Below are 25,117 nucleotides of genomic sequence, written 5' to 3'. Positions count from 1 at the left end.
TCAGTTGCCTGCAATATCAGCAACTTGCTGGGGACTGCTACGTGACAGGGCATCCCACTTTTGAATCCATCTGCCTTTGACTGACTGCGCACCGAGTGTCCGCAGAACGGCCGATTCCCAAGCGTCCCGGACGGACGCATCTATCCAATGAACTTTGAAGAATTGAAGCTGGCACCTGCCATCGTGAAGGCCGTGCGCGAGCAGGGTTACGAAACGCCCACCGCCATCCAGGCGCAGGCCATTCCCCTGGTGCTCGAAGGCCACGACCTGCTGGGCGGCGCCCAGACCGGTACCGGCAAGACCGCTGCCTTCACCCTGCCCCTGCTGCACCGTCTCTCCATGAGCCGCAGCGCGCAGAACAAATTCGGCGGCACCGGCATCCGCGCCCTTGTGCTGACCCCCACCCGCGAACTCGCCGCCCAAGTTGAAGAGTCGGTGCGCCAGTACGGCAAATACCTGCAACTCAGCTCCACCGTCGTGTTCGGCGGCGTGGGCATGAACCCCCAGATTTCCAAAGTCAAAAAAGGCGTGGACATCTTGGTGGCCACCCCAGGCCGTCTGCTGGATTTGGCCCAACAAGGCATGCTGGACCTGGGCCAGGTGCAAATGCTGGTGCTGGACGAAGCCGACCGTATGCTGGACATGGGTTTCATCCATGACGTGAAAAAAGTGCTGGCTCTGGTGCCCAAGGAAAAGCAAAGCCTGCTGTTCTCCGCCACCTTCAGCGATGAAATCCGCGAGCTGGCCAACGGCCTGCTGAAGAACCCGCAAAGCGTACAGGTCACCCCGCGCAACACTACGGTACAGCGCATCACCCAGGTGATCCACCCCGTGGGCCGCGGCAAGAAAAAGGCATTGCTCGCCCACATCATCAACGAGCAAAACTGGAGCCAGGTGCTGGTGTTCACCCGCACCAAGTTTGGCGCCAACAACGTGGCCGAGTTCCTTGAGAAAAACGGCATCACCGCCATGGCGCTGCACGGCAACAAAAGCCAAGCTGCCCGTACCCAGGCGCTGTCCGGCTTCAAGAGCGGCGATGTGCGCGCCTTGGTGGCCACCGACATTGCCGCCCGCGGTATCGACATTGACGACTTGCCGCACGTGGTGAACTACGAAATCCCTAACGTGAGCGAAGACTATGTGCACCGCATCGGCCGTACCGGCCGTGCCGGTGCCGATGGCGCCGCGGTGAACCTGGTGTGCCTGGATGAAGAAGGCTTCATGCAGGACATCGAGCGCTTCACCAAGCAAAAAATCGAAGTCAAAGTGGTTGAGGGCTTTGCCCCTGAGCCGGGTGAAAAGGCAGAACCCATCGCCATGGGCCGCCAGACCATCTGGGGCGGCGCAGGTAAGCCCCCAAGCCGTGATGTGATGCAGGCAGCCGCCAAGGCCGCCCGCACCGAAATGCTGCAGCGCGTGCGCGATAGCAAAGCCGGCCAAGGCGGCGGTCGCAGTGGCAATGCCGGCGCTGGTGGCGGTGGCAACGGTGGTGGCCGTGGTGGCCAAGGCGCCCGTGGTAACGGTGGCAATGGTGGCGGTAATGGCGGCGGTGGCCGTGGTCCCGATCGCGGCGGCGAATTTCAACCAGCCCGTTCGCAAGGCCCGCGTCCCGCTCAAAATCGTGGCCCGCGCCGTGAAGGCGGTGGTAGCGCCGAGTTCCAGCCGCCCGCAGGCTTCACCCACGAAGGTCGCGCACCGCGCCCCTCTACCGCTCAACCTGACCCCATGCGCACCAGCGTCGATATGATGGCCGGTCGCGGCGCCCGCCGCGGTGGTGGCGGTGGCTTTGGCGGCGGTGGCCGCAGTGGAGGTGGTAATGGCGGCGGATACGGTGGTGGCGGAGGCAGCTTCGGCGGCGGTGGACGCTCGGGTGGCGGTGGTCGCGGGGGCAACGGGCCTCGTGGGCCGCGCGGTCCTGGCGGCTCTTCTAGCCGATAAACACACCAGCGCGGTACACAGTCTGGGGCGGCGCACGCTGCCCTTGACTCACACGAAGCTGACACAACACATCGTCGACTTTGCGGCGCTCCCGGAGCTGCCGCAGATCGACGATGTTTTTATTTGTCTGGGCACCACGATCAAGGTAGCCGGCAGCCAAGCGGCTTTCCGCGCGGTGGATTACGAGGCTGTTGTGGCTGTAGCGCAGATGGGACGTGCGCGAGGCGCTACCAAATTAGGAGTAGTCAGCGCCATGGGCGCGGATGCCAAATCCAGCGTTTTTTATAACCGCGTCAAAGGCGAGATGGAAGACGCAATTGCGCGGCTGGGCTACGCCAGCGTCAGCATTGTTCGCCCGTCTCTCCTGGTGGGCGACCGTGGTCCGCTGAACCAACCCGAGCGACCCGGCGAGCGTATCGGCCTCTTGGTCAGCAAATGGCTCAAGCCACTCATTCCTGCCAACTACCTGCCAGTGCAAGCGGAAGACGTGGCTGCTGGCTTGGTGCAAGCAGTCAAAGCTGGGCAACCCGGCGTGCAACACATCTTGTCAGGTGCGCTGCAGGGCGCAGCGGCCCGTGCGGCTGCGACTTAGCCCCGCACAAACAGGGTGACCAAAGGCTGGTCACCCACTTGGCGGCTCCAGTGACCGTGGATGGCAGGGTCAAACTTGGCGTCCTCCGGCAGCAAGTCTGCCGAGTAAAAGTGCTGGCCGGGCCCGAACACGCGCGAGCTGCCGTGCACACCAATCTCCATCTGCCCTTGCAAGATAAAGCACCACTGCGTGTGCCCCGAGCAATGGAACTGGCTGCGAAAACCGACCGGGCTGGTGCGCAGCTGATAACCCCCCGACGCAAACACTTGGGAGAGCATGGACTGCGGATTGCCCTCGTTCAGAGGAATCGGCTCTTCGCGGAACTTGGCAAAACCGTCGGTGTCGGTGTACAGAATGACTTGGGTGAACGTGCTCATGGTGTGCCTTTGAATGGTGGCGGGATTATCATCCGGCGCATGCAATTCCTCCACACCATGCTGCGCGTTGGCAACCTTCAACGCTCCATCGATTTCTACACCGGCGTGCTGGGCATGCAGGTGCTGCGCACCTCCGAAAACCCCGAGTACAAATACAGCCTCGCCTTCCTGGGCTTTGAGGGCGGCAACCCCGGCCAGGCCGAGATCGAATTAACCTACAACTGGGGCGTGGAGAGCTACGAACTGGGCACCGCCTACGGCCACATCGCCCTGGGCGTGCCCGACGCCTACGCAGCCTGCGAGAAGATCAAGGCCGCTGGCGGCAACGTGACGCGCGAAGCCGGTCCGGTCAAGGGCGGTACCACCGTGATTGCGTTTGTGACCGACCCTGATGGCTACAAGATCGAGCTGATCCAGAAAGCCCCGCAGCAAGCGGGCGTGGGCCTGCGTTAACGCAGCACCTCGGCGGCCAATCGCTCCAGATTCTGCCGGTTGGCCGCTGCCACAAACGTGGCCAAGCCTTGGTAATGCGCGACGGTGTCAAACGCCTGCTGCCACCGGACTTCAGTGCCCTCACCTGAGGCGTGAAGGGTAATGGTGAGCACGAAATGATGACCATTCAGGTGCTCGATTTCAAAGAGTGCGCCCTCTTCCAGGCGCAAAAAACGGCTTTCATTCGGGTAATCGGTGCCACCAGGTCCGTGCATGGTGAGCACCCAGCTGCCTCCGGGGCGGAAATTAAAGGTATGCATGGTGCTGCTGAATCCATCCGGCCCCCACCAGCGGGCTACCCGCTCCGGGTCGCGCATGGCGGCAAACACCTGTGAGGGCGTCGCCGCAATAAAGTGGCTTCGGGTATCGGCACGCAGTTCTACGGGTTCCATCACATCTCCTTTATCCATGGCGAGCCGCCTCCAGGGTGGCGATATCAATTTTGCCCATGCGCATCATGGCCTCAAACACCCGCTTGGCGGCAGCCCTGTCCGGGCCGGCAATCGCCTGCGTAAGAGCGCGGGGGGTGATTTGCCAGGACACACCCCATTTGTCTTTGCACCAGCCGCACTGACTTGCCTGGCCGCCGTTACCCACAATCGCGTGCCAGAGGCGGTCTGTTTCCGCTTGGTCATCGGTTGCGACCTGGAATGAAAATGCCTCCGAGTGCTGAAACACCGGCCCGCCGTTGATCCCGATACACGGGATGCCCATGACCGTGAACTCCACCGTCAACACCTGGCCCTCTTGCCCCATGGGATAGTCACCCGGAGCGTAGTGCACGCGGCCCACCACACTGTCCGGGAAGGTTTGGGCGTAAAAGGTTGCCGCCTCCAGTGCCGCATGGTCGTACCAGATACACACCGTATTTTTGGGGGTCATGAAAGGTCTCCTGTGCGCAGAAATCGCATCCGGCTTTGTAACGCCCGGAAAGACATATGGCAATAAAAAAGGGCGCCAGTGCGCCCTTTTGCTTGTAATCCGCGTAGTGCCTTACTTGCGCAGCGCCTGCGTGTCTTTCGCCAGCTGGGTGATCTTGTCCCAGTCGCCTTTGGCCATCGCGTCGGCCGGCACCATCCACGAGCCGCCTACGCACACCACGTTGGGCAGGGCCAGAAACTCAGGCGCGTTTTGCAAAGTCACGCCACCGGTGGGGCAGAACTTGACGTCGAAGAAGGGGCCGCTCCAAGCCTTGAGCATGGCGGGGCCGCCGGCTTGCATGGCGGGGAAGAACTTGAGCTGGGTAAAGCCGTCTTCCTGCGCCATCATGATCTCGCTGCCGGTGGCCACACCGGGCAACAAAGACAAGCCCAAATCACGGCAGGCCTGGCCCACCGCACTGGTGTAACCGGGGCTCACGGCAAAGCGGGCCCCGGCGCTGGCAGCGGCTTGCGCATCGGCCTTGCTGCGCACGGTGCCGGCGCCGACCACGGCTTCGGGCACGTCACGGGCAATGGCTTCCATGCAGGCGAGGGCCTGAGGAGTGCGCAAGGTTACTTCCAGCATGCGCACGCCGCCGGCGACCAAAGCGCGGGCCATAGGCACGGCGTGGGCCACATCGTTGAGCACGATCACGGGGATGACGGGGGCGTCCTGCATCACTTGCAGGGCGGTAAAGGCGGGAGCGTTAGACATTGAAGTTTTCCAGATCGACGTTGTAGGGGGAGGTTCAGAACCAGGTGCAGGCGCCTTCTTCAGCAGCCAGTGCATTGCGGCGGAAGTTGGCAAACAGTTCGCGACCCATGCCGATGCCGTTGGCAGCGCACAAGGCTTCGGGCATGGCGTCCAAGGAGCGGGCGTTCCACTCAGCTTCGCTCACCAGGACTTCCAAAGTCTCCGCGGTAGCGTCCAGGCGGATGATGTCGCCGTCACGCACCTTGGCCAAGGGGCCGCCAGCCGCCGCTTCGGGCGACACGTGGATGGCAGCAGGCACTTTGCCGGATGCACCACTCATGCGGCCATCGGTGACCAGCGCCACGCGGAAGCCTTTGCCTTGCAGCACGGCCAGCGGCGGCGTGAGCTTGTGCAGCTCGGGCATGCCGTTGGCCTGGGGGCCTTGCCAGCGCACCACACAAATCAGGTCCCGGTTGAGCTCATCGGCGCTGAAGGCTTTGTGCAATGCCTCTTGCGAGTCAAACACGCGGCAAGGGGCTTCGATAACGTGGCGATCTTCGGGCACCGCAGACACCTTGATGACGCTACGGCCCAGATTGCCCTTGAGCAACTTGAGGCCACCGCTGGCGCTGAACGGGCTCCTGGCGGGGCGCACCACGGTCTCGTCCTTGCTCGCACCGGGGTCAGCCCACTGCAGGCTGCCATCGGCCTGGGCCGATGGAATACCGGTGAACTCGCGCAGGCCACCGCTGCGCACGGTCAGCACGTCGGCGTGCATGAAGCCGGCATCCAGCAGCTCCCGGATCACGTAGCCGGGGCCACCTGCGGCTTGAAACTGGTTCACATCCGCACTGCCGTTGGGGTACACGCGGGTCAACAAGGGCACCACGTCTGACAGGGACGAGAAGTCGTTCCAGTCAATCACGATGCCAGCCGCGCGGGCCACGGCTACCCAATGGATCAGGTGGTTGGTAGAACCACCCGTGGCCAGCAGAGCCACCATAGCGTTGACGATGCAGCGCTCGTCCACCACCTGCCCAATGGGCGCAAAGCGCTTGGACTTGGTGATGCCCAACACGGTGCGCACCGATTCGCGGGTCAGCTCCTGGCGCACACCTTCGGCGGGGTTGATGAAGGCGGTGCCGGGCACATGCAGGCCCATGGCTTCGAGCAGCATCTGGTTGCTGTTGGCGGTGCCGTAAAAAGTGCAGGTGCCCTCACCGTGGTACGCCGCACTCTCGGCAGCCAGCAACTCGGGGCGACCCACCAGGCCTTGGGCGGCTTTCTCGCGCACCTTGGCTTTTTCGTTATTGGGCAGGCCCGAGGTCATGGGGCCGGCGGGCACAAACACCGTGGGCAGGTGGCCGAAGTGCAGTGCGCCGATCAACAAGCCGGGCACGATCTTGTCGCACACGCCCAGCATCAGGGCGGCATCAAACACATCGTGGCTCAAGGACACGGCAGTGGCCATGGCGATGGCGTCGCGGCTGAACAGGCTCAGCTCCATACCGGCGGTGCCTTGGGTCACGCCATCGCACATGGCGGGCACACCGCCAGCCACTTGAGCGGTAGCACCGTGTTTGCGGGCCTCCACCTTGATCAAGTCAGGGTAGTGCTGCAGGGGCGCGTGGGCCGAGAGCAGGTCGTTGTAAGCGTTGACGATGCCGATGTTCGGGCCCTTCTCGGCCACGATCTTGAGTTTGTCCAAGCCGGTCACGCGGGTCTTGTCGGCGTCCGGCATGGCAGCAAAAGCGTGGGCCACGTTGGCACAGCCCATGCGGTCCGCACCGGGTTTGCGATCGGCCATCTGCGCAATCTGGGCCAGGTAGGCGCTGCGGGTAGGCGCACTGCGCTCCACAATGCGGCGGGTCACCGCCTCCACAACAGGGTGCAAAGCGACGGGGGTAGAGGTGGTGTCTGGCATAGGTCTTTTTGTAACTAAATTACACATCTGATGGTAACTTGGAAACACCTGTTTGTGTACAGGCAGAGTTACCAGGCAGGTACAAACTATGCGAAGGGGAAACAGCGCGCCAGCAGAACGCTGGCGGCCAAGGAGACGCGGCCGGCACAGAAGCGCTGTGCCAGCGCAAAGAGAGGCTTACTGCGCGGCGGAAGCAGGCGCTGCAGGGGCAGATGCGGCGGCATCTGCAGGCTCTGCCACGGGGGCTGCCACGGACACGGGGGCTGCCACAGGCTTGGCGCGGGACTTGTGAACCGCAAAGCCGATCACGCCGGCCAGAATGGCGACGATGATGAAAGCGACGACGACAGTGACCACGGTTTGGTCGTTATTTTCCTGGGCAGACATGCAAAACACTCCGGTTGAAAAAAGCAACCCATGATTGTAGGTGCTTGCCGCAGGCGCCCCCTTGCACATGACCCAGCGCAAGCCACAGGAAGCCTGCACTTCCTATACTGCAGGCATGACATCCATTGCCGACCTCCGCAAAAGCTACGAACGTGCCGAACTCGACGAGCAGGCATCGCACCCCGACCCGCTCCAGCAATTTGACCGCTGGTTGAAAGAAGCCATTCAGGGCGAGGTGCCCGAACCCAATGCCATGACCTTGGCCACCGTGGGCAGCGACCTGCGCCCCAGCACGCGCGTGGTACTCATTAAAGGGTATGACGAGCAGGGCATCGTCTGGTACACCAACTATGAAAGCCGCAAAGGCAAGGAACTGGCCGGCAACCCCTACGCCGCGCTGCAGTTTCATTGGGTAGAGCTGGAGCGCGTGGTGCGCATTGAAGGCGTGGTCGAAAAAGTGAGTGATGAAGAAAGCGATGCCTACTTCCACAGCCGGCCGCTGGACTCGCGCATTGGCGCCTGGGCCTCCCCGCAAAGCGAAGTGATTCCGGGGCGCACCGTGCTGGTCACCAATGCGGCCAAGTACGCCGCCCAGTTTTTGTTGCAGCCGCCCCGCCCGCCCCACTGGGGGGGTTACCGGCTGAAACCGGACAACTGGCAGTTCTGGCAAGGGCGCAAAAGCCGCTTGCATGACCGGCTGCGTTACAGCCTGGGTACAGACGGGCAGTGGCTGCGCGAACGCCTGGCCCCCTGAATCTGGCGCCGGAGCGGCGAGTCTGCGTCAGCCCGCGATCAGCGGCACCAGAGTCATGGTGAGTGTGACGGTAAGCAGGGCCACCACGGTGGATACGGCTACGCTGGCAGTCACCAGGTCCTCCGCCTTCTGGTAGCGCTGGGAGAATAGAAACACATTGGCCCCAATGGGCAACGAAGCGGCCACCACCAGCACCGTGAGCGACATGCCCCGCAGGCCCGCCAGATAGCCTGCGAGTGCCATGAGTGCAGGATGCAGCAAGGTTTTCACCCCCGAAATCGCGAGCGCCCCTTTCAAATTGCGGCCTATGGCGGCGCCCGACAAGGTCACCCCCACCAGCACCAAGGCCACCGGGCCGAAGGCATTGCCCAGCAGTTGCAGCGGCCGGTCCACCACGTCCGGCAGGCCCCAACCCGTCTGCGCATAGAGCAAGCCGGCAATGATGGGCATGGGCACCGGGTGCACCACTGCATTGCGCACCGCCAGCCCTACCGATTTCAGCGGATGGCGTGGCGGGCCATCGTGCTGGGCACTCTGCTCACGCGCACTCAGCAACTCCAGCACTACCGTGGCAAAGGTCAGCAGCACCAAGGCGTGCAGCGAAATCAAGGTGAAAAGCAGCACCAGCGCATCTTTGCCATAGGCCAAGCCCACCAGCGGAATGCCGATCATCACCGTGTTGCTGAAGGTGCCGGACAACGCAATCACCGCCGCCTTGCTGCTCGCGCCCTGCAGCAGCAACATGGCGGTGAACAGACCGGCCGCCACCGCAAAGTACAGCGACACGGGCGCAAAGTCCAAGTCCTGCACATGCACGCTGCTCATGGTGCGAAACAGCAGCGCCTGGGTCAGCACCAGAAACACGAGGTTGGAGAGATCGCGCACCGCCTCCTGGCGAATGAGCCTCATCTTGCCGGTGATGACACCGACCAGAATCAGCAAAACCACCGGCAGCAGGGACGATACGACCGGATGGTCCAAAGGCATACGACGATAGAGCGTTGGGAGTTATTTGACAGCCACGCCGTCAGTGATGCGGTAGTACAAGCCATAAGGGTCGTCGTTGAGGACGGCGAACTGCCCCTCCACCACCACCACTTCCATGGAGTATTTGACTGGGGTTTTGGTTTTCACCTCCACCATGCTCTCGGGGCCGCCTGGCACGCAGAATGAACAGGTCAGCGGCACGGAGCTGATAAGGAAATGCTTTTGCTTTTCACCCGGCTCCAGCGGCATCATGAAGCCTTGGATGCGCTGCACTTTTTTGTTCAGAGCCTGCACGTCCGAGGGGAACACGGGAAGCAGCCGGTTCTTCTCCGTTTTGGTTTTCACCGCCGTCAGTACCGACCAGGGCAGCACATCCGCCCGTTCTTTGAGGGGAGCAAAGGGGCTGTTGGGGCTGTGCACCCCGGCCCCGGTGCCTGCCGGCACACCGGGCATGGGGGAGCTGAGCTGGGCCATGGCGGGCACCAGCGCCGCAGCCAGGGCGACGCCCAGCAATGCACGACGGACAGGGACATATTCAGCACGCATACAAGACCTCCGGACGAGAGCCACAGTTTAGTGCGGCCTCAATGCTCATGCTTCATGCCGCAGAATTTGCCGATGGCCAGCCCCTTGCAGGCGGCTTGCAGCTCTTTGTTGCACACGTCTTCGCCCTTGCCGGCTTCGCGGCATTTGGCAGCGGCTTCGTGGGCGGCGGCCATGGCGCGGTGTTTGGCCACGTCTTCCCGGGTTTCCTTGTCAGACTCTGCTGCTACAGAAAACATAGCTGCTTGCGCAAGCAATACAAGGGCCAGAAGGCTTTTTTTCATAAAAACTCCATACAGGTAACGACAAAATCAACGACTCTGCAGCAAGCGCAACACGCTCACCCGGTAGGCCGCCACCGTGGGCAACACGGCAGATGCCAACGACACCACCAGCGCCAAGGCCGGCACCCCCCACAGGGCGGCGGGCCAGACCATGCCGCCCAGCAGCAGGGAGTGGTCCAGGCTCAAAAACCGGGCCAGCGCAGCAGCAAAACCCTGCCCCAAAGCCACACCGAGCACCGAGGCCAGCAGCCCCAGCCACAGGGCTTCGCTCAAGAGCAGTGTGGCCACCTTGGCGGGCGAGGCGCCCAGCATGCGCAACAGCGCGAGGTCGCTGCGCCGCTCGCGCACCGCGCTCCACAGGGCAATGAACACGCTCAGGCCCGCCGTGAGCAGTAGCACCGCTGCAAAGGCACGCAGCACATCGGTGCCCAGCCCCAGCATGCTGAGCAGGCGGCTGATCTCCAGCGCAGGGGCGGCCGCCTGCATCTCGGTGCTGGTATTCACATAACGGGGCAGGCTCACGGCAGCCATGGGCGTTTTGTACAGAACCAGCGCCATGGTGACTTCGCGCTCCTCCTCCATGACCTGGCGGTCGTCGTCGTCCAGGGCGGTGGCGTCTTCGTGCACTTTCCAAACCGACGCCGTATCGGTGAGGATCAGGCGGTCGAGCACACTGCCGCCGGGCGCCAGAATGCCGACCACCGTGTAGGCGTTGTCGCCGTGGGCGTGCCCCCCGCCGCCCAGCCCGTGGGAGCCGATAAAGGTCTGCCCGACCTGCAGCCCCAGACTCTTGGCCACCGCCGCACCCAGCACTGCTTGCATGGGCTGCGTCCACAGTGCGCCTTGGGCGAGCTGCGCGCCGTAATGCGCTGGGTAGGCCGAGGTGGTGCCCACAATGCGATAACCCGCCAGGTTGTCCCCCAGGCTGATGGGAATGACCTGCGCCACCAGCGGGTGCCGGGCCAGCTCTTGCACCGCTTTGAGCGGCACATTGCCCGGCGGCACATCAATATGCAACACGCCCGACAAAATCAGCTGCATGGGGCTGCCCTTGGCACCCACCACGAGGTCGATGCCGGCCAGATCGCGGTCAAACGCCTTGCTGAGTTGCGCCCCCACCAGCAACAAAAAAGTCATGGAGGCCAGCCCCAGACTGAGCAGCAGCAGATTGAGCGCAGCTCCCAAGGGCCGGGACCACAGGTAGCGCCATGCGAAAAAAAGTGTTTTCATGGCACTATGCTTTTGATAGCTGCTCGCGCACAAGGGACAAGCGCTGGAAGCCGATTTGACCATCATCCAATGGCGGTATCAGCCCGGCCACCCGGGCGTCGTGGGTGGCAATCACCAGCACGGCTTGGTGGGCCAGGGCGGTGGCCAGCAGCAGACCGATGGCATCGGCGGCGGCGGCATCGTCCAGGCTGGCAGTGGGCTCGTCGGCCAGCAGCACGCGGGGCTGCAACAACACCGCCCGCGCCAGGGCCACGCGCTGCGCCTGCCCACCCGAGAGCTGCTCGGGCTTGCGGCCCGCCAGCTCTGCCACGCCCAGCGCACCCAGCGCGCGGGTGATGGCCGCGGCATCTTCCGGCTGGCCGGCCGCCCACTGGGCCATGGCCAGGTTTTGCTGCACCGTGAGCGCGCTGCTCAGATGCAGCTTTTGCGGCAAAAAGCCAATGGCCTTGGCCCGCCAAGCGTCCGCCGCCACGTTGTGCAGCGCGTGCAGCGGCAGGCCGGCCACTTCCAGCACCCCTTCAGAAGGCGCCACGAGGGCGGCCAACAAGGCCAGCCAGGTGGATTTGCCGCAACCGGACGGGCCGCTGAGCAGCAGCACCGCGCCGGGGGGCACCGTCACATCCGGAAACGTCAGTGCCGCACCTGCCCCGGGGTAGCGGTAGGCCAAGCCACGGCTGCGGATCATGCGGCGGGTCCGGCAGCGCAATCTGCACACACACCGCGCACCGCGAAGTCGAGGTGCATGTCCTGGTAACCCAGGGCGCGCAGCGATTCGATGGCGGTTTGGGCGGCTTTTTCCAGGTCCACTGCGGCCAATGCGCCCGCCAGCGGGCTGTCGCGGTGGCAGGTCTGGCACTCAAAGTGGGGGGTGGCGTGCACGCTGGCCGGCATGGCCTGGTAGCGGCGCACGCGCTGGCTGTCCACCCGGCAGAGCAGCAGGCCGACCTGGGTCAGGCGGTCGATCAGGCGGTACAGCGTCACCCGGTCCAGCGGCTCGGCATCGTTACCGGCCAAGGCATCTTGCAACTGGGCGTGGGTGTAGCTGGTGTCCGGGTGGGCCAGCAGCCAGCCCAGCACGCGGCGCGCAGCCGCTGTGCGGCGCAGGCCGTGGGCAGACAACAGGGCGTCAATCGGGTCGTCACCCTTCAACACAGGAGGCGGAGAAGGCATAAGTGGCGAGGCAGAGGCCATGGCAGCATCCCAATAAATGCAATTCAGTTGCATTAAATACATAAATGCAACCAAGTTGCGTTAGACTATATCGCAATTTAGTTGCATTATGAGGTCGCTTTGTGACAAGTCGCTCCCCCACCCCCGAACTTTACAAACAGGTCAGTTGGCTCGCACTGCCCGCGTGGCGCAGAGTGGCCCTGATCCTGCCCGTCTTGGCCCTCTTGTGGATGGGCGTGTGGTGGGCCAGCCTCGAGGCGGCGCCTTTATGACGGCACCCGCATCGCCTCCCGCCTTGGCCCTGCAGCAACTCACGGTGCACTACCGGCAGCACCGCGCGCTGCAACAGGTGAGTGGTCACTTTGACAAGGGCTCGCTCACCGCCGTCATCGGGCCCAACGGCGCGGGCAAAAGCACCTTGCTCAAAAGCCTGGCCGGCCTGGTGGCGCCGCAGCGCCCCTCGCGCATTACCCGCGCGGCGGGCCTGCGCTTGGCCTATTTGCCGCAGCACAGCGAGTTGGACCGCAGCTTTCCGCTCGAGGTGCGCGACTGCGTGCTCCTGGGCCTCTGGGCGCAATCCGGCGCGTGGGGCTGCACCACTGCGCCCATGCTGGCACGCGTGCACGCCGCACTGGAAGCCGTGGGGCTGCACGGCCTGGAGCGCCGGACGATCAACACCCTCTCCAGCGGCCAACTCCAGCGTGTGTTGTTTGCCCGCCTGGCAGTGCAAGACGCCGACATCATCCTGCTGGACGAACCCTTCAACGCGGTAGACAGCGCCACCACCACCGCCCTGCTCACCCTGGTGCAGCACTGGCACCGGCAAGGCCGCACGGTGATTGCCGCTGTGCACGATGACGCGCAAGTGCGTGAGCACTTCCCCCACACCCTGCTGCTGGCGCGCGAGTGCATTGCCTGGGGCCCCACTGCCGAGGTGCTGACGGACGCACACCTGCAGCGCGCCCGTGCAGTGCTTGCCCGCACCCATGCGGAAGCCGACGCCCCAGCCCACGAGGCCTTGCCCGCATGAGCACGCTCGCACTGGTGGCAGACGCCGTGTTCACACCCTTTGCCGAATTCGCCTTCATGCGCCGGGCGCTGGTGGCCACGCTGGCGCTCTCACTGAGCTCTGCACCGCTGGGAGTTTTTTTGACGCTGCGGCGCATGAGCCTGCTGGGCGATGCACTTAGCCACGCGATCTTGCCGGGCGTGGCCATCGGTTTCATGGTGGGAGGGCTGTCGCTCACGGCCATGGCAGCAGGCGGCGTGGTGGCCGGCCTGGTGGTGGCCGGGCTGGCCGGTGCGGTCAGCCGTTTCACGCCTTTGCAAGAAGACGCCAGCCTGGCCGCTCTCTACCTGGTGGCGCTGGCGCTGGGGGTCACGCTGATCGCCCGCAACGGCACGCAGCTGGATGTGCTGCACATCCTGTTCGGTAGCGCCCTGGGGGTGGATGCTAGCGGCTTGCTGCTGGTGGCCGGTGTGGCCTCCGCCAGCCTGGTGGCGCTGGCGCTGATGTACCGCGGGCTGGTGCTGGAGACCTTCGACCCCGTGTTTTTGAGCGCCCACCGCACCGGGGTGCCGCCCTGGCTGTGGCAGCAAGGCTTTTTGATGCTGGTGGTGCTCAACCTGGTGGCGGGTTTTCAGACCCTGGGTACGCTCATGGCCGTGGGGCTGATGATGCTGCCCGCCGTAAGCGCCCGCCTTTGGCACGTCACCCTGCCCGCCCAACTGCTCAACGCCAGCGCGCAGGCCGCACTGGCCGGTGGGGCCGGCTTGCTGCTGTCCTACCACCTCGACACGCCCTCGGGCCCCACCATCATCGGCTGCGCAGGGGCGCTGTACGCCATCTCGCTGCTGATCGCACCCGGCGGGTGCCTGCCCCGCTGGCGCGCCGGCCTGCTGCGCCCGGCCTGAGGCCGTTTTCACCCTTCTTTTTCTCTTGAGTACCTTCACCATGACCCTGCACGTGTTTCGCCCCTCGTCCCTCGCTGCCATCCCGCGCCGCCTGTTTCTCGCCAGCACCGTGGCACTGACTTTGTGGAGCCCGGCTGCCCGCGCTGCCGACAAATTGCCGGTGACGGCCACCTTCAGCATCTTGGGCGACCTGGTGCGGGTGGTGGGGGGTGACAAAGTCAGCGTTACCACCCTGGTAGGGGCCGACCAGGATGCCCATGTGTTTGAACCCAAACCGGGCGACGCCAAAGCCCTGCTGGCCTCCAAACTGCTAGTCATGAACGGGCTGGGCTTTGAGCCCTGGGCCGGCAAGCTGCTCAAGTCCACGGGTTACCGGGGCGAGACGGTGGTTGCCGCCAAAGGGGTGGAAGCGCGCTTTCTGCGCGCCGGCTCCGGCCACGCGCATGCACACGGCCAGGAGCCCGATCCGCACGCCTGGCAAAACCCCAACAACGTAATGCTCTACGTGCGCAACATTGCAGCCGGCCTGGGCAAAGCAGACCCGGCCAACGCGGCAAGCTACCAAGCCAATGCCAATGCCTACATCAAGGAGCTGCAAGCACTGGACGCCTGGGCGGCCGCCCAAATATTTGCCATTCCCGGCGGGCAACGCAAAGTGATTACCTCGCACGATGCCTTTGGCTACCTCGCTGCGCGCTACGACATCACCTTCCTCGCGCCGCAAGGCATCAACACCGAAGTCGAACCCAGCGCCAAACAGGTGGCCAAGCTCATCCAGCAGATACAGCGTGAAAAGATCGGGGCCGTGTTTCTGGAAAACATGAGCAACCCCCAGCTCATTGCCCAGCTCAGCAAAGACGCCGGCGCCCCTTTAGGTGCCAGCCTGTACGCCGATGCCCTGTCCGCCCCCGACCAGCCGGGCGCCACCTACCTGCAACTGATGCGCCACAACGTCACACATCTGGTGGCGGGCATGAAGTTGAACTGAAGGCTTTTTTTGCTATACATTCAGGAGCTGCTCGCGCACATTCAATGGGCGCTGCAGCCACTTTTGTATGCAATTTACCGTTTAGCTCACTCTGCACGGATTCCACAGTTAGTTCCCATGGCCAGCGATAAAGAACCCAAACTTTGGCTCACCATTCTCAAATTGGCGCTGGGCGCCGCCGCCATTGCCGGACTGGTGTGGCTGCTCCTGTGGTACGCCGCCAACTACGGCGGCGAAAGCATGACGCCACCGCTCAAACCCAAGGCAGACTGGGGCATCGTGCACGACTCGCCCATCCGCAGTAACCGCTGATCTGACCAAACCAACGCCGCAGCGTCACGCTTTCTGCAAGCGCGCAAACGTCTTGCGGAACTTGGCCACCTTGGGCGCAGCCACGGCCACGCAGTAACCCTGCGTGGGGTTGCGGGCAAAAAAATCCTGGTGGTAGTCCTCGGCCGGCCAGTAGTTGTGCAAGGGCAGCACCTCGGTCACGACGGGGCGGCTGTAGTGGCCGCTGGTCGTGAGCTCGGCGATGATGGCGCGCGCCTCGGCCTCTTGCTCCGGGGTGGAGTAATAAATGCCGCTGCGGTACTGGGTACCGGTGTCATTGCCCTGGCGGTTCAGGGTGGTGGGGTCGTGGATCACAAAGAAAATCTCCAACAACTCGCGGGTACTCACCACCGCCGGGTCGTACACCAGCTTCACCACCTCGTTGTGCCCCGTGGTGTCGGTGCACACGGCCTCATAACTGGGCTGGGGCAGATGGCCATTGCTGTAGCCGGACTCCACATCCACCACACCCTGCACCTCCACATACACACTCTCGGTGCACCAAAAGCAACCGCCACCCAAGGTGATAGTTTGAAGGGTCTGGCTCATAAAGTGCTCCTGAAATGAAGTGAATCGTGAAAGCAATGTCGTGCAAGGAGGCTGCATCTTACGGAAGCCCATGGTGATGACAGACACACCAGCCGAATGACCCGAACTTTGCACAACTTTGCCGTGCTCACCCCGGAAATGAAACCGCCCGCATTGACACTGCCCGGTGGCACCGGTACATTAATAACCAACCAGTCAGTAATTTATGCCTACCCTGCCCTCTCTGTGTGACCTTGCAGCCAACGCCCGCGCCAAACATGCGCGGCGCAAAGACGCGCGGCACGGCGAGTTGCTGGAAGCTGCCCTCGAGTTGTTTGTGGAAAAAGGCTTCGCCGCCACCCGGGCCGAAGAAGTCGCCAAGCGCGCAGGCGTCTCCAAAGGCACGCTGTTTCTCTACTTTGCAAGCAAGGAAGAGCTCTTCAAGGCGGTGGTGCGTGAAAACATTTCGGGCCGCTTCTCCGAGTGGAGCATTGAGCTGGAAAACTTCGAAGGCAGCAGTGCCGACCTGCTGCGCTACTGCATGACCGCCTGGTGGGAGCGCGTGGGCGCCACCAAGGCATCCGGCATTTCCAAGCTGATGATGAGCGAAGCCGGCAATTTTCCGGAACTTGCCGCCTTTTACCAAGAAGAAGTCGTCAAACCCGGCAACGACTTGATCCGCCGCATCTTGCAGCGGGGCGTGGACTCCGGCGAGTTCCGCACGCTGGATGTCGAGTACGGCGTTTACCTGCTGCTGGCACCCATGATGTTTCTGGCCCTGTGGCGCCACTCCATCGGCCACTGCGTAGCGGCCGATGCCCCGTTGGACCCCGTCGCCTACATCAACACCCATATCGATAACCTGCTGCTGGGCCTCACGGTGCGGCCACTAGCAGCCGGAGCACCTTCTGCGTGAGCGTATGAAACCCTGGATCAAATGGACTTCGGTCGCCATCAGCGTAGCGGTACTTGCGGGCGTAGGCCTGCGGCTGGTGAACTCCAACAAAGCCAAAAGAGAAGCCCTGGAAAGCCAACAGGCAGCCCTCAAAGTGCCGGTCAGCCTGGAGCTGGCTGCCAGTGACGTGGTGACGGCCCGCACCTTGGACCTGAGCCGCACCCTGCCCGTGTCCGGCCCCATCAAGGCGGTGAACTCCGCATTTGTCAAAGCCCGCGTCTCGGGTGAGCTTCAAGGTCTGACTGTGCGCGAGGGCGATATGGTCAAAGCCGGTCAGGTGCTGGCTCGGGTGGACTCTACCGAGTACCAGGCCCGCACCCGCCAGGCACAACAGCAAGCCGAGTCAGCCAAAGCGCAGGTGGACATTGCCCGCCGCAGCTTTGAGAACAACCGCAAGCTGGTCGACCAGGGCTTTATTTCGCAAACCGCACTCGAATCTTCCAGCGCCAGCCTTGCAGCGGCCGAGGCCTCCTACCGCGCTGCGATGGCAGGTGTGGATGTGGCGGCCAAATCACTGGAAGACACCGTGCTGCGCGCCCCCATCTCAGGCCAGGTCGCACAGCGCCTGACCCAGCCCGGCGAACGCGTGGCGATTGATGCGCGCGTGCTGGAAATCGTGGACCTGAGCCGCCTGGAAGTGGAAGCCAACCTGGCCGCTGCCGATTCGCTGGGTGTCAAACCCGGACAAACTGCGCAACTGACGGTAGAAGGCTCTGCCCAGCGCCTGCAAGCCCGCGTGGCCCGCATCAACCCCAGCGCGGTGGCTGGCAGCCGCTCCGTGCTGGTGTATTTGAGCCTGGAAAAGCCCGAAGGCCTGCGCCAAGGCCTGTTCGCCCAAGGCGCACTGGCGGTGGGTGTCAGCCGCACATTGGCTTTGCCGGTGAGCGCCATCCGCACCGACAAACCACAGCCCTATGTGCAGTGGGTGCAGGACAACAAGGTCGCCCACCAGACAGTGGAGCTGGGCGAGCGCGGTGAGGCAGACGGCGTGGCCGTGGTGGCCGTCAAAGGCATACCCGAGGGCACCCCCGTGTTAGCGGGTGCAGTGGGCGCCCTGCGTGCGGGAACCGCTATCAAAACCATAGCAGGCAGCCGCTGATGTGGTTCACCCGCGTTAGCCTCCAGAACCCGGTGTTTGCCACCATGGTCATGCTGGCCCTGGTGGTACTGGGCCTGTTTTCGCTGCAGCGGCTGCAGGTCGACCAGTTCCCGAATATCGACTTCCCGGTGGTGGTGGTGATTACCGACTACCCCGGCGCATCGCCCGAGATTGTGGAGAGCGAAGTCTCCAAAAAAGTGGAGGAAGGCGTCAACTCGATTGCCGGTATCAATGCCCTGACCTCACGCAGCTACGAAGGCCAGAGCGTGGTGGTGATCGAGTTTGGCCTGCACATCGATGGCCGCAAGGCGGCCGATGATGTGCGCGAAAAGGTGGCGGCCGTCAAACCCAACTTACGTACCGAGGTGAAAGAACCCCGCGTGCTGCGCTTTGACCCGTCCTCGCGCGCCGTGTGGTCAGTGGCCGTGCTGCCGGATAACGCCAACGGAGCGAAAGCACTCACCGCCGTGGAGCTAACCAACTGGGCCGAGCAAAACTTCAAAAAGCGCTTGGAAAACGTGCGCGGCGTGGGCTCAGTCACCTTGGTGGGGGGCACCAAGCGGGAAATTAACCTCTACCTGAATCCGCAGGCGCTGGAATCTTTCGGCATCACGCCCGACCAAGTGGTCACCGCGGTCACCAACGAAAACCAGGACCTGCCCCTGGGCACCATCCACTCAAACGAGCAGGAGCGCGTGATTCAGGTACAAGCCCGCATGCTGCGGCCCGAGGACTTCGGCAGCATCATCGTGGCCCGCAAAAACGGCACGCCGGTGCGCCTGGACCAGGTCGCCCGCGTGGCGGACGGCGCCCAGGAAGCCGAAACCCTGGCCCTCTACAATGGCCAGCGCACCCTGCTGATGAATGTGCAAAAGTCGCAGGACGAAAACACCATCATGGTGGTGGACGGCCTGATCAAAACGCTGGCAGAGATGCAAAAGCAACTACCACCCGGCGTGCGGCTGGAGCAGATTACCGACGGCTCCCGCCAGATCCGCGTATCCGTGGACAACGTGCGGCGTACGCTGATTGAAGGTGCGGTGCTGACCGTGCTCATCGTGTTCCTGTTCCTGAACTCGTGGCGGTCCACCGTGATCACCGGCCTCACATTGCCGATTGCGCTGATCGGCACCTTTTTGTTCATGAATGCCTTCGGCTTCACCATCAACATGATCACGCTGATGGCCCTGTCGCTGTGCGTGGGCCTGTTGATTGACGACGCCATCGTGGTCCGCGAAAACATCGTGCGCCACGTGCAGATGGGCAAAAACGCCTTCAATGCCTCGTTGGACGGAACGCAGGAAATCGGCCTGGCCGTGCTGGCCACCACCCTCTCCATCGTGGCCGTGTTCCTGCCCATCGGCTTCATGGGCGGCATCATCGGCAAGTTCTTCCACGAGTTCGGTATCACCATCGTGGCGGCAGTGCTGATCTCGATGTTTGTGAGCTTCACGCTGGACCCCATGCTCTCCAGCGTCTGGCACGACCCCAGCATTGAAAGCCATGGCAAACATCACGCCCCGGTGGACTGGTACGACAAGACCATAGGCCGCGTCACCGGCCTGTTTGACCGCGGTACCGAGGCCCTGGCCGAGGGCTACCAAAGCATCCTGCGCTGGGCGCTGGTGCACAAGCTGGCCACGGTGCTGATTGCGGTGGGCATTTTTGTGGGCAGCATCTTGATGGTGCCGCTTCTGGGCACCGAGTTCGTGCCCAAGTCCGACTTCTCGGAAACCTCGCTCACCTTCAACACGCCAGTCAGCTCCTCGCTCGAAGTGACCGAGGCCCGCGCCCGGCAGGTGGAGGCCATCATCCGTGAGTTCCCCGAGGTGCGTTACACGTTGACCACCATCAACACGGGCAATGCGCAGGGAAAAATTTACGCCAACATCTACATCCGCCTGGTAGACCGCAAAGACCGCAGCCTGAGCGTGGACCAGATGTCGGTCAAGCTGCGCCAGCGCTTGCGCAATGTGGCGGGCATCACGGTGACCCACGTAGGCCTTCTAGACGCGGTGGGCGGGCAAAAGCAGATTCTGTTTTCCATCCAGGGGCCGGACACGCATGAGCTGGAGCGCTTGACCGTGTTGGCCCTGGAGAAGGTGCGCGATGTTCCCGGCCTGGTCGATCTGGACTCCAGCATGAAACCCAATAAACCCACGCTGGACGTGCAGGTGCGGCGGGATGCGGCCTCTGACCTCGGTCTGAATGTGGCGCAAATCGGCAGCGCCCTGCGCACCTTGATTGCCGGCAAAACCGTGGGCAACTGGCGCGCGCCGGATGATCAAACCTACGACGTCAACGTACGCCTGGCGCCCGATGCCCGCAACGCCGCCGTCGACCTGCAGCGCCTGCCCTTCACCGTGGGCAGCAACGCGGACGGTAGTGCCCGCATCGTGCGCCTGAACCAGGTCGCCGACGTGCGCGAATCCACCGGCCCCAATCAGATCAACCGCCGCGACCTCACGCGCGAGGTCTCCATCAGCGGCAACGTGTCCGGCCGCTCGACGGGCGAGGTGTCGGCCGACATCAAGACCGCGATGGACAGCATCAGCCTGCCGCCGGGCTACAGCTATAAATTCAGCGGCTCCACCAAAGACATGGCTGAAGCCTTTGGCTACGCCATCTCGGCGCTGGTGCTGGCCATTGTGTTTATCTACATGATTCTGGCCAGCCAGTTCAAGAGCTTTTTGCAACCGCTGGCACTTATGACCGCCTTGCCGCTCACGCTGATCGGTGTGGTGCTGGCGCTGATGATGTTCAACTCCACGCTCTCCATGTTCTCCATCATCGGGGTAGTGATGCTGATGGGCTTGGTCACCAAAAACGCCATCCTCCTGGTGGACTTTGCCATCCGCGCGCGGGAGGACCAGACGGACGCGAACGGCCGCACCATCCCCGGCATAGGGCGCTCCGAAGCCTTGCTGCTGGCCGCCAAAGTGCGCCTGCGCCCCATCCTCATGACCACGCTGGCCATGATCTTCGGCATGGTGCCACTGGCCTTTGCCTTGACCGAAGGCTCCGAAATGCGTGCCCCCATGGGCCAGGCGGTGATTGGCGGCGTCATCACCTCCTCCCTGCTCACCCTGGTGGTGGTGCCCGTGGTGTATTGCTATATGGATGATCTGGCCGCCTGGGCCAAGCGCTTGTGGGCCGGCTCAGCCGCCACCGGCCGGTAAAATTTGTCACACCCTTTAAACGTGACCCAAGGAAACTTCGCCATGCATCCGAATCAAGCCCGTTTCAACATGATCGAGCAACAAATCCGCCCGTGGAATGTGCTCGACCTCCAAGTCCTGGAATTGCTGGACAACGTGCACCGCGAGGAGTTTGTGCCCGCCGCCCACAAGGCTCTGGCGTTTGCCGACCTCGAAATCCCCCTGCCCGCCGGCCAGTGCATGCTCGCCCCCCGCCTGGAAGCCCGCCTGCTGCAAGACGTGGCAGTGCAGTCCCACGAGACCGTGCTGGAAATCGGTGCCGGCTCCGGCTTCATGGCCGCCCTGCTAGCCCACCGTGCCCGCCAGGTGCTGACCCTGGAAATCGTGCCCGAACTCGCCGCTTTTGCCCGCAGCAACCTCGCACAAGCCGGCCTGACCAACGTCACCGTGCGCGAAGCCGATGGCTCCAAGCTGGCCGCCGCAGAAGGCAACTTCGACGTGATCCTGCTCAGCGGCTCTGTGGGCCAGATTCCGCAAGACCTGCTGCAGCGCCTGAATGTGGGCGGCCGTCTGGCGGCCATCGTGGGAGATGACCCGGTCATGCAATGCACCATCGTCACCCGCACCAGCGCTACCGATTTCCGCACCAGCGCCACCTGGGAAACCGTGGTGCAGCGCCTGCAGGGCTTTGCAGAGCCTGAGCGTTTCCAGTTTTAAACCTCCCTGTGCAATTGGCATGATCAGTCAAATCCGTCCCACCGACCTAGAAGCCTGGTACGCCAGCGTGGAAGGCCATGGCCAGCCTCTGGTGCTGGATGTGCGCGAGCCCCACGAACTGGCCTTGGCCAGCGTGGCGCCGGACGGATTGGAGGTGCTCAGCATTCCCATGGGGGTGATTCCGGTGCGTATCCACGAATTGCCTGCCGACCGGCCCATCGCCTGCCTGTGCCACCACGGTGCGCGCAGCATGCAGGTCGCACTGTTTTTGCAGAGCCGGGGCTTTGAAGACCTGGCCAACATCGCCCGCGGTATCGATGCCTGGTCCCTGGACAGAGACCCTGCAATCGCCCGCTATTGAGGCCCACGGCAAACGCACGCAACACCCCCTTTGTTTTATTGACATTTCGACTGAGAAAGCACTCCATGCACCGCACTACCTCTTTACGACTGCCCTTGTTGCCCCTGGCACTGGCCCTGGCCGGCGCCCTGGTGGCCCCCCATGCGGGCGCCCAAAGCCTGCAAGACCTGTACACCGCCGCCCGCGGGTTTGATGCGAGCTACCAGTCGGCCAAGAGCCTGTTTGATGCCAACCTGGCCAAGGCCGAGCAAGCCAAGGCCTTGTTGCTGCCCACCGCCAACTTTGCGCTGGGGGCCAGCCGCTCCAACCAGGAGATCCTGCCCAACCCGGACCGCAGCTATGGCGCCCAGACCGCCACCATCAGCGCATCGCAACCGCTGTACCGCCCGGTCAACGCAGCGAGCTATGAACAAGGCATGAAGAGCGTTGAAGCCGCGAAAGCCCAGTTGCAAGTGGCTGAGCAAGACCTGATCGTGCGCGTCAGCCAGGCCTACTTCGATGTGCTGGCCTCCTCGGACAGCCTCACCTTCGTAAAGGCGCAAAAAGCCGCTGTGGCCGAGCAACTGGCCTCCGCCAAACGCAACTTCGAGGTCGGCACCTCCACCATCACCGACACCCGCGAAGCCCAGGCGCGTTTTGACCTGGTGGTCGCCCAAGAGCTGGCCGCTGAAAACGACCTGCGCGTCAAAACCCTCGCGCTGACCCAACTGGTGGGCGTGAGCAATGCAAGCCCCAAACCGCTGGCAGCACCGGTGGTGCTGGCACCCATTGAGCCCGCCGACCCCGAAGCATGGGTGCAACAGTCAGAAGCCCAGCACCCCGGCCTGGCCCAACTCAAGGTTGCGCTGGACGTGGCCAAGCTCGAAACCGCCAAGGCCGAAGCCGGCCACAAGCCCACGCTGGACTTGACGGGTAGCTACTCTGCGGTAAACAACAACGGTACCTCCACCGCCATCGGCGACAGCAGGGTGAATGTGGCCACCGTGGGCGTGAGCTTCAACCTGCCCCTGTTTGCCGGCTTTGCCACCCAGAACCGCATCAAGGAAACCCTGGCGCTGGAAGACAAGGCCCGCACCGATCTGGAAGCCAGCCGCCGCACCATCGCCCAAGGCACCCGCACCGCCTTCTTCGGCGTGCAAAGCGGGCAGGCGCAGGTGAAGGCTTTTGAAGCCGCCGAAGCCTCCAGCCAAAGCGCGCTGGACGCCAACAAACTGGGCTACCAGGTGGGTGTGCGCATCAACATCGATGTGCTCAACAGCCAGAGCCAGCTCTACAGCACCAAAGCCAGCCTGGCCAAGGCGCGCTACGACGTGCTGGTGGGCGGCTTGAAGCTCAAGCAAGCGGCCGGCACGCTCAAGGCAGAAGACCTGGCACCCATCAACAACCAGCTGGTGCCCTGAAAATTACTGCTTGTGAATCACAGCGGCCACTTCGGTGGCCGTTTTCATTGCAGCGCCCCGGTGCGCGGCGCCCAGGCCCCAAGCCGCGTCCTGCATGGCTTGCAAGCGTGTGGGGTCTGCGGCTAGGGCCACCGCCTCGGTCACGGCGTGGGCCAGGTCTGCGCACCGCAGCGCGGCACCAGCCTCTGCCGCCAGCGTGGAGGCTTCTGCAAAATTGAAAAGGTGCGGCCCCATGAACACCGGCACGCCGCACGCGGCCGCTTCAATCAGGTTTTGCCCGCCCAGGGGCGCAAAACTGCCCCCCAGCAAAGCGGCATGGGCGATGCCGAAATACAGCGCCATTTCGCCCAGCGAGTCGCCCACCCACACATCAGCCGTCTGCGGCACCTCGCCCCACTGGCTGCGCCGGCTCACTGCATAGTCGGCATCGACAAACAGCTGCGCCACCTCCGCAAAGCGCTGGGGATGGCGCGGCACCACCAGCAACTGGAATGGCAAGGACGCCCCGCCCTGCGAAACACTTGCTATGGTTTCAGGAGCTGCTTGCGCAGACACTGCGTGCGCTAGAGGCCATTTTTGCTTCAAAACGTCGAGCAGCATCTGCTCTTCGCCTTCCCGCGAACTGGCAAACATCAGCACCGGGCGCCCCGCACTCGCGCGCCAGGCGCGACCTTGCGCCAGCAAGGCGGCATCCGGCGTGGCATCAAACTTGAAATTGCCCAACACGCCCCGCACTGGCGCACCCAGCTCACGCAGACGTTGGGCATCTGCTTCGCTCTGCGCCCACACCGCGTACAAGCCGCGATACGCGGGGCCAGCCAGCCAGCGCAGGCGCAAAGACTGTTGGTAGGTTTTGTCACTCATGCGGGCATTGACCAGGCACAGGGGCACACCGCGCTGCGCACAGCCGGCCACCAGATTGGGCCAGACCTCGGTTTCCATGAGCAGGCCCACATCGGGCTGAAAACGGGCGAGAAAACGCCCTACTGCCGCAGGCGTGTCCCACGGCTGCCAGACCTGCACATCGCCGGGCTGCAGCAAAGCTTTGCCGGCCTCGCGCCCGGTCGCCGTGCCGTGGGTCAGCACCAGGCGCATGCCAGGCAGGGTGTCGCGCAGCCGCGCCAGCAGCACGGTAGCGGCGCGGGTTTCCCCCAGCGACACCGCGTGCAGCCAGACCACGGGCGGGCGCTGCGCGCCCTCTGCTGGCCGGGGCAGCCCCTCCACAGCAGGGTCGTAGTAGCCAAAGCGCTGCGGGATCCACTCACCATACAAGGGCTCGGCCTGCGCACGGCGCAGCAGTTTGCGCCGCACCAAAGGCTGGGCAGCGTAGGTCAGCAGGGAATAGAGGGCGCGCATCAACATGGGGGGGTCACAG

General features: G+C 63.6%; 28 protein-coding genes. 14 read left to right on the top strand and 14 right to left on the bottom strand.

Features of this window, described 5'->3' with window-relative positions; translation table 11 throughout:
- Positions 1 to 147: 147 nt before the first annotated feature.
- Entirely contained in the window at positions 148 to 1,938 is a 1,791-nt protein-coding gene (locus FDM28_RS08495) for a DEAD/DEAH box helicase (RefSeq protein WP_138514723.1), read from the top strand.
- A gap of 43 nt (positions 1,939 to 1,981) precedes the next feature.
- Positions 1,982 to 2,530, top strand: coding sequence for a Rossmann-fold NAD(P)-binding domain-containing protein (locus FDM28_RS08490; RefSeq protein WP_240791952.1), 549 nt, complete (start codon positions 1,982 to 1,984; stop codon positions 2,528 to 2,530).
- On the opposite strand, the gene FDM28_RS08485 is transcribed toward FDM28_RS08490, so the two are convergent.
- Positions 2,527 to 2,907 carry a cupin domain-containing protein gene (locus FDM28_RS08485; RefSeq protein WP_138514722.1) on the bottom strand — a complete coding sequence of 127 codons (381 nt, stop codon included), beginning with the start codon at positions 2,905 to 2,907 and terminating at the stop codon, positions 2,527 to 2,529. The genes FDM28_RS08490 and FDM28_RS08485 overlap by 4 nt on opposite strands.
- A gap of 39 nt (positions 2,908 to 2,946) precedes the next feature.
- On the opposite strand from FDM28_RS08485, the gene gloA reads away from it, so the two are divergent.
- A complete protein-coding gene (gene gloA / locus FDM28_RS08480) occupies positions 2,947 to 3,360 on the top strand; it encodes a lactoylglutathione lyase (protein ID WP_138514721.1) in 414 nt (137 codons plus the stop codon).
- On the opposite strand, the gene FDM28_RS08475 is transcribed toward gloA, so the two are convergent.
- The 5 genes from FDM28_RS08475 to FDM28_RS08455 form a co-directional block, all read right to left on the bottom strand.
- A complete protein-coding gene (locus tag FDM28_RS08475; RefSeq protein ID WP_170211670.1) occupies positions 3,357 to 3,791 on the bottom strand; it encodes an SRPBCC domain-containing protein in 435 nt (144 codons plus the stop codon). The two genes, gloA and FDM28_RS08475, sit on opposite strands and share 4 nt — an antisense overlap.
- Positions 3,792 to 3,801: 10 nt before the next feature.
- Positions 3,802 to 4,281, bottom strand: coding sequence for a VOC family protein (locus FDM28_RS08470; protein ID WP_138514719.1), 480 nt, complete (start codon positions 4,279 to 4,281; stop codon positions 3,802 to 3,804).
- A gap of 111 nt (positions 4,282 to 4,392) precedes the next feature.
- The gene (gene eda, locus FDM28_RS08465) at positions 4,393 to 5,034 is read right to left on the bottom strand and encodes a bifunctional 4-hydroxy-2-oxoglutarate aldolase/2-dehydro-3-deoxy-phosphogluconate aldolase (RefSeq protein ID WP_138514718.1); all 642 of its coding nucleotides are present in this window, start codon (positions 5,032 to 5,034) and stop codon (positions 4,393 to 4,395) included.
- A gap of 34 nt (positions 5,035 to 5,068) precedes the next feature.
- Entirely contained in the window at positions 5,069 to 6,937 is a 1,869-nt protein-coding gene (gene edd / locus FDM28_RS08460; RefSeq protein ID WP_138514717.1) for a phosphogluconate dehydratase, read from the bottom strand.
- Between the two features lie 177 nt (positions 6,938 to 7,114).
- The gene (locus tag FDM28_RS08455; RefSeq protein ID WP_138514716.1) at positions 7,115 to 7,324 is read right to left on the bottom strand and encodes a hypothetical protein; all 210 of its coding nucleotides are present in this window, start codon (positions 7,322 to 7,324) and stop codon (positions 7,115 to 7,117) included.
- Between the two features lie 115 nt (positions 7,325 to 7,439).
- Between FDM28_RS08455 and pdxH the strand changes: the two genes are divergently transcribed.
- Complete coding sequence (gene pdxH / locus FDM28_RS08450) at positions 7,440 to 8,078, top strand: pyridoxamine 5'-phosphate oxidase (protein WP_138514715.1); 639 nt, start codon at positions 7,440 to 7,442, stop codon at positions 8,076 to 8,078.
- 27 nt (positions 8,079 to 8,105) lie between these two features.
- Here the strand turns inward: pdxH and FDM28_RS08445 are convergent, their stop codons facing one another.
- Genes FDM28_RS08445 through FDM28_RS08420 form a run of 6 tightly spaced genes read right to left on the bottom strand, consistent with a single transcriptional unit; the run spans position 8,106 to position 12,292 of the window.
- Positions 8,106 to 9,065, bottom strand: a complete 960-nt coding sequence (locus tag FDM28_RS08445) for an AEC family transporter (protein ID WP_420853009.1) — start codon at positions 9,063 to 9,065, stop codon at positions 8,106 to 8,108.
- A gap of 21 nt (positions 9,066 to 9,086) precedes the next feature.
- Positions 9,087 to 9,611, bottom strand: coding sequence for a DUF3299 domain-containing protein (locus tag FDM28_RS08440; protein WP_138514714.1), 525 nt, complete (start codon positions 9,609 to 9,611; stop codon positions 9,087 to 9,089).
- Positions 9,612 to 9,649: 38 nt separating this feature from the next.
- Positions 9,650 to 9,892: a hypothetical protein gene (locus FDM28_RS08435; protein ID WP_138514713.1), complete on the bottom strand. Its 243-nt coding sequence runs from the start codon at positions 9,890 to 9,892 to the stop codon at positions 9,650 to 9,652.
- Between the two features lie 27 nt (positions 9,893 to 9,919).
- On the bottom strand, positions 9,920 to 11,122 hold the full coding sequence (locus FDM28_RS08430; RefSeq protein WP_138514712.1) for an ABC transporter permease: 1,203 nt from the start codon (positions 11,120 to 11,122) through the stop codon (positions 9,920 to 9,922).
- Between the two features lie 4 nt (positions 11,123 to 11,126).
- Positions 11,127 to 11,807, bottom strand: a complete 681-nt coding sequence (locus FDM28_RS08425) for an ATP-binding cassette domain-containing protein (protein WP_138514711.1) — start codon at positions 11,805 to 11,807, stop codon at positions 11,127 to 11,129.
- Positions 11,804 to 12,292 (bottom strand): Fur family transcriptional regulator, encoded by a 489-nt coding sequence (locus tag FDM28_RS08420; protein ID WP_138514710.1) that lies wholly within the window; start codon positions 12,290 to 12,292, stop codon positions 11,804 to 11,806. The genes FDM28_RS08425 and FDM28_RS08420 overlap by 4 nt, the downstream gene beginning before the upstream one ends.
- 268 nt (positions 12,293 to 12,560) lie before the next feature.
- On the opposite strand from FDM28_RS08420, the gene FDM28_RS08415 reads away from it, so the two are divergent.
- The 4 genes from FDM28_RS08415 to FDM28_RS08400 all read left to right on the top strand — a co-directional run bounded on the left by FDM28_RS08415 (position 12,561) and on the right by FDM28_RS08400 (position 15,506).
- Complete coding sequence (locus tag FDM28_RS08415) at positions 12,561 to 13,322, top strand: metal ABC transporter ATP-binding protein (RefSeq protein ID WP_138514709.1); 762 nt, start codon at positions 12,561 to 12,563, stop codon at positions 13,320 to 13,322.
- Complete coding sequence (locus FDM28_RS08410) at positions 13,319 to 14,206, top strand: metal ABC transporter permease (protein ID WP_138514708.1); 888 nt, start codon at positions 13,319 to 13,321, stop codon at positions 14,204 to 14,206. Before FDM28_RS08415 ends, FDM28_RS08410 begins: the two co-directional genes overlap by 4 nt.
- A 40-nt stretch (positions 14,207 to 14,246) precedes the next feature.
- The gene (locus FDM28_RS08405; RefSeq protein ID WP_138514707.1) at positions 14,247 to 15,194 is read left to right on the top strand and encodes a metal ABC transporter substrate-binding protein; all 948 of its coding nucleotides are present in this window, start codon (positions 14,247 to 14,249) and stop codon (positions 15,192 to 15,194) included.
- Positions 15,195 to 15,311: 117 nt separating this feature from the next.
- Positions 15,312 to 15,506 (top strand): hypothetical protein, encoded by a 195-nt coding sequence (locus tag FDM28_RS08400; protein ID WP_138514706.1) that lies wholly within the window; start codon positions 15,312 to 15,314, stop codon positions 15,504 to 15,506.
- 24 nt (positions 15,507 to 15,530) lie between these two features.
- Here FDM28_RS08400 and msrA read toward each other — a convergent pair whose 3' ends face one another.
- On the bottom strand, positions 15,531 to 16,073 hold the full coding sequence (gene msrA / locus FDM28_RS08395) for a peptide-methionine (S)-S-oxide reductase MsrA (RefSeq protein WP_138514705.1): 543 nt from the start codon (positions 16,071 to 16,073) through the stop codon (positions 15,531 to 15,533).
- A 205-nt stretch (positions 16,074 to 16,278) separates the two neighbouring features.
- Here msrA and FDM28_RS08390 point away from each other — a divergent pair, with 205 nt between their 5' ends.
- From FDM28_RS08390 to FDM28_RS08365, 6 genes are all read left to right on the top strand, one after another.
- A complete protein-coding gene (locus FDM28_RS08390; RefSeq protein ID WP_138514704.1) occupies positions 16,279 to 16,968 on the top strand; it encodes a TetR/AcrR family transcriptional regulator in 690 nt (229 codons plus the stop codon).
- 4 nt (positions 16,969 to 16,972) lie between these two features.
- The gene (locus tag FDM28_RS08385; RefSeq protein WP_138514703.1) at positions 16,973 to 18,106 is read left to right on the top strand and encodes an efflux RND transporter periplasmic adaptor subunit; all 1,134 of its coding nucleotides are present in this window, start codon (positions 16,973 to 16,975) and stop codon (positions 18,104 to 18,106) included.
- Entirely contained in the window at positions 18,106 to 21,285 is a 3,180-nt protein-coding gene (locus tag FDM28_RS08380; RefSeq protein WP_138514702.1) for an efflux RND transporter permease subunit, read from the top strand. The genes FDM28_RS08385 and FDM28_RS08380 overlap by 1 nt, the downstream gene beginning before the upstream one ends.
- A 42-nt stretch (positions 21,286 to 21,327) precedes the next feature.
- Positions 21,328 to 21,981 carry a protein-L-isoaspartate O-methyltransferase family protein gene (locus FDM28_RS08375; RefSeq protein ID WP_138514701.1) on the top strand — a complete coding sequence of 218 codons (654 nt, stop codon included), beginning with the start codon at positions 21,328 to 21,330 and terminating at the stop codon, positions 21,979 to 21,981.
- A 19-nt stretch (positions 21,982 to 22,000) separates the two neighbouring features.
- On the top strand, positions 22,001 to 22,342 hold the full coding sequence (locus FDM28_RS08370) for a rhodanese-like domain-containing protein (RefSeq protein WP_138514700.1): 342 nt from the start codon (positions 22,001 to 22,003) through the stop codon (positions 22,340 to 22,342).
- A gap of 65 nt (positions 22,343 to 22,407) precedes the next feature.
- Complete coding sequence (locus tag FDM28_RS08365) at positions 22,408 to 23,742, top strand: TolC family outer membrane protein (RefSeq protein WP_138514699.1); 1,335 nt, start codon at positions 22,408 to 22,410, stop codon at positions 23,740 to 23,742.
- Positions 23,743 to 23,745: 3 nt separating this feature from the next.
- On the opposite strand, the gene FDM28_RS08360 is transcribed toward FDM28_RS08365, so the two are convergent.
- On the bottom strand, positions 23,746 to 25,104 hold the full coding sequence (locus tag FDM28_RS08360; protein ID WP_138514698.1) for a 3-deoxy-D-manno-octulosonic acid transferase: 1,359 nt from the start codon (positions 25,102 to 25,104) through the stop codon (positions 23,746 to 23,748).
- Positions 25,105 to 25,117: the final 13 nt, after the last annotated feature.

It is taken from the genome of Rhodoferax bucti (assembly GCF_005876985.1).
Lineage (GTDB): Bacteria > Pseudomonadota > Gammaproteobacteria > Burkholderiales > Burkholderiaceae_C > Allorhodoferax > Allorhodoferax bucti.
The sequence above is the reverse complement of the archived record's forward strand: the minus strand, read 5'-3'. Positions and strand labels throughout refer to the sequence as shown.

Bases quoted from the DNA above. Each gene is read 5' to 3' on its own strand.
- FDM28_RS08495 (WP_138514723.1), top strand. From the start codon at position 148: ATGAACTTTGAAGAATTGAAGCTGGCACCTGCCATCGTGAAGGCCGTG.
- FDM28_RS08440 (WP_138514714.1), bottom strand. From the start codon at position 9,611: ATGCGTGCTGAATATGTCCCTGTCCGTCGTGCATTGCTGGGCGTCGCC.
- FDM28_RS08485 (WP_138514722.1), bottom strand. From the start codon at position 2,907: ATGAGCACGTTCACCCAAGTCATTCTGTACACCGACACCGACGGTTTT.
- FDM28_RS08470 (WP_138514719.1), bottom strand. From the start codon at position 4,281: ATGACCCCCAAAAATACGGTGTGTATCTGGTACGACCATGCGGCACTG.
- FDM28_RS08360 (WP_138514698.1), bottom strand. From the start codon at position 25,104: ATGTTGATGCGCGCCCTCTATTCCCTGCTGACCTACGCTGCCCAGCCT.
- FDM28_RS08435 (WP_138514713.1), bottom strand. From the start codon at position 9,892: ATGAAAAAAAGCCTTCTGGCCCTTGTATTGCTTGCGCAAGCAGCTATG.
- FDM28_RS08390 (WP_138514704.1), top strand. From the start codon at position 16,279: ATGCCTACCCTGCCCTCTCTGTGTGACCTTGCAGCCAACGCCCGCGCC.
- FDM28_RS08420 (WP_138514710.1), bottom strand. From the start codon at position 12,292: ATGCCTTCTCCGCCTCCTGTGTTGAAGGGTGACGACCCGATTGACGCC.
- FDM28_RS08410 (WP_138514708.1), top strand. From the start codon at position 13,319: ATGAGCACGCTCGCACTGGTGGCAGACGCCGTGTTCACACCCTTTGCC.
- FDM28_RS08370 (WP_138514700.1), top strand. From the start codon at position 22,001: ATGATCAGTCAAATCCGTCCCACCGACCTAGAAGCCTGGTACGCCAGC.
- FDM28_RS08430 (WP_138514712.1), bottom strand. From the start codon at position 11,122: ATGAAAACACTTTTTTTCGCATGGCGCTACCTGTGGTCCCGGCCCTTG.
- FDM28_RS08455 (WP_138514716.1), bottom strand. From the start codon at position 7,324: ATGTCTGCCCAGGAAAATAACGACCAAACCGTGGTCACTGTCGTCGTC.
- FDM28_RS08425 (WP_138514711.1), bottom strand. From the start codon at position 11,807: ATGATCCGCAGCCGTGGCTTGGCCTACCGCTACCCCGGGGCAGGTGCG.
- FDM28_RS08475 (WP_170211670.1), bottom strand. From the start codon at position 3,791: ATGGAACCCGTAGAACTGCGTGCCGATACCCGAAGCCACTTTATTGCG.
- FDM28_RS08405 (WP_138514707.1), top strand. From the start codon at position 14,247: ATGACCCTGCACGTGTTTCGCCCCTCGTCCCTCGCTGCCATCCCGCGC.
- pdxH (WP_138514715.1), top strand. From the start codon at position 7,440: ATGACATCCATTGCCGACCTCCGCAAAAGCTACGAACGTGCCGAACTC.
- FDM28_RS08385 (WP_138514703.1), top strand. From the start codon at position 16,973: ATGAAACCCTGGATCAAATGGACTTCGGTCGCCATCAGCGTAGCGGTA.
- msrA (WP_138514705.1), bottom strand. From the start codon at position 16,073: ATGAGCCAGACCCTTCAAACTATCACCTTGGGTGGCGGTTGCTTTTGG.
- FDM28_RS08415 (WP_138514709.1), top strand. From the start codon at position 12,561: ATGACGGCACCCGCATCGCCTCCCGCCTTGGCCCTGCAGCAACTCACG.
- eda (WP_138514718.1), bottom strand. From the start codon at position 5,034: ATGTCTAACGCTCCCGCCTTTACCGCCCTGCAAGTGATGCAGGACGCC.
- FDM28_RS08365 (WP_138514699.1), top strand. From the start codon at position 22,408: ATGCACCGCACTACCTCTTTACGACTGCCCTTGTTGCCCCTGGCACTG.
- edd (WP_138514717.1), bottom strand. From the start codon at position 6,937: ATGCCAGACACCACCTCTACCCCCGTCGCTTTGCACCCTGTTGTGGAG.
- FDM28_RS08445 (WP_420853009.1), bottom strand. From the start codon at position 9,065: ATGCCTTTGGACCATCCGGTCGTATCGTCCCTGCTGCCGGTGGTTTTG.
- FDM28_RS08380 (WP_138514702.1), top strand. From the start codon at position 18,106: ATGTGGTTCACCCGCGTTAGCCTCCAGAACCCGGTGTTTGCCACCATG.
- gloA (WP_138514721.1), top strand. From the start codon at position 2,947: ATGCAATTCCTCCACACCATGCTGCGCGTTGGCAACCTTCAACGCTCC.
- FDM28_RS08400 (WP_138514706.1), top strand. From the start codon at position 15,312: ATGGCCAGCGATAAAGAACCCAAACTTTGGCTCACCATTCTCAAATTG.
- FDM28_RS08375 (WP_138514701.1), top strand. From the start codon at position 21,328: ATGCATCCGAATCAAGCCCGTTTCAACATGATCGAGCAACAAATCCGC.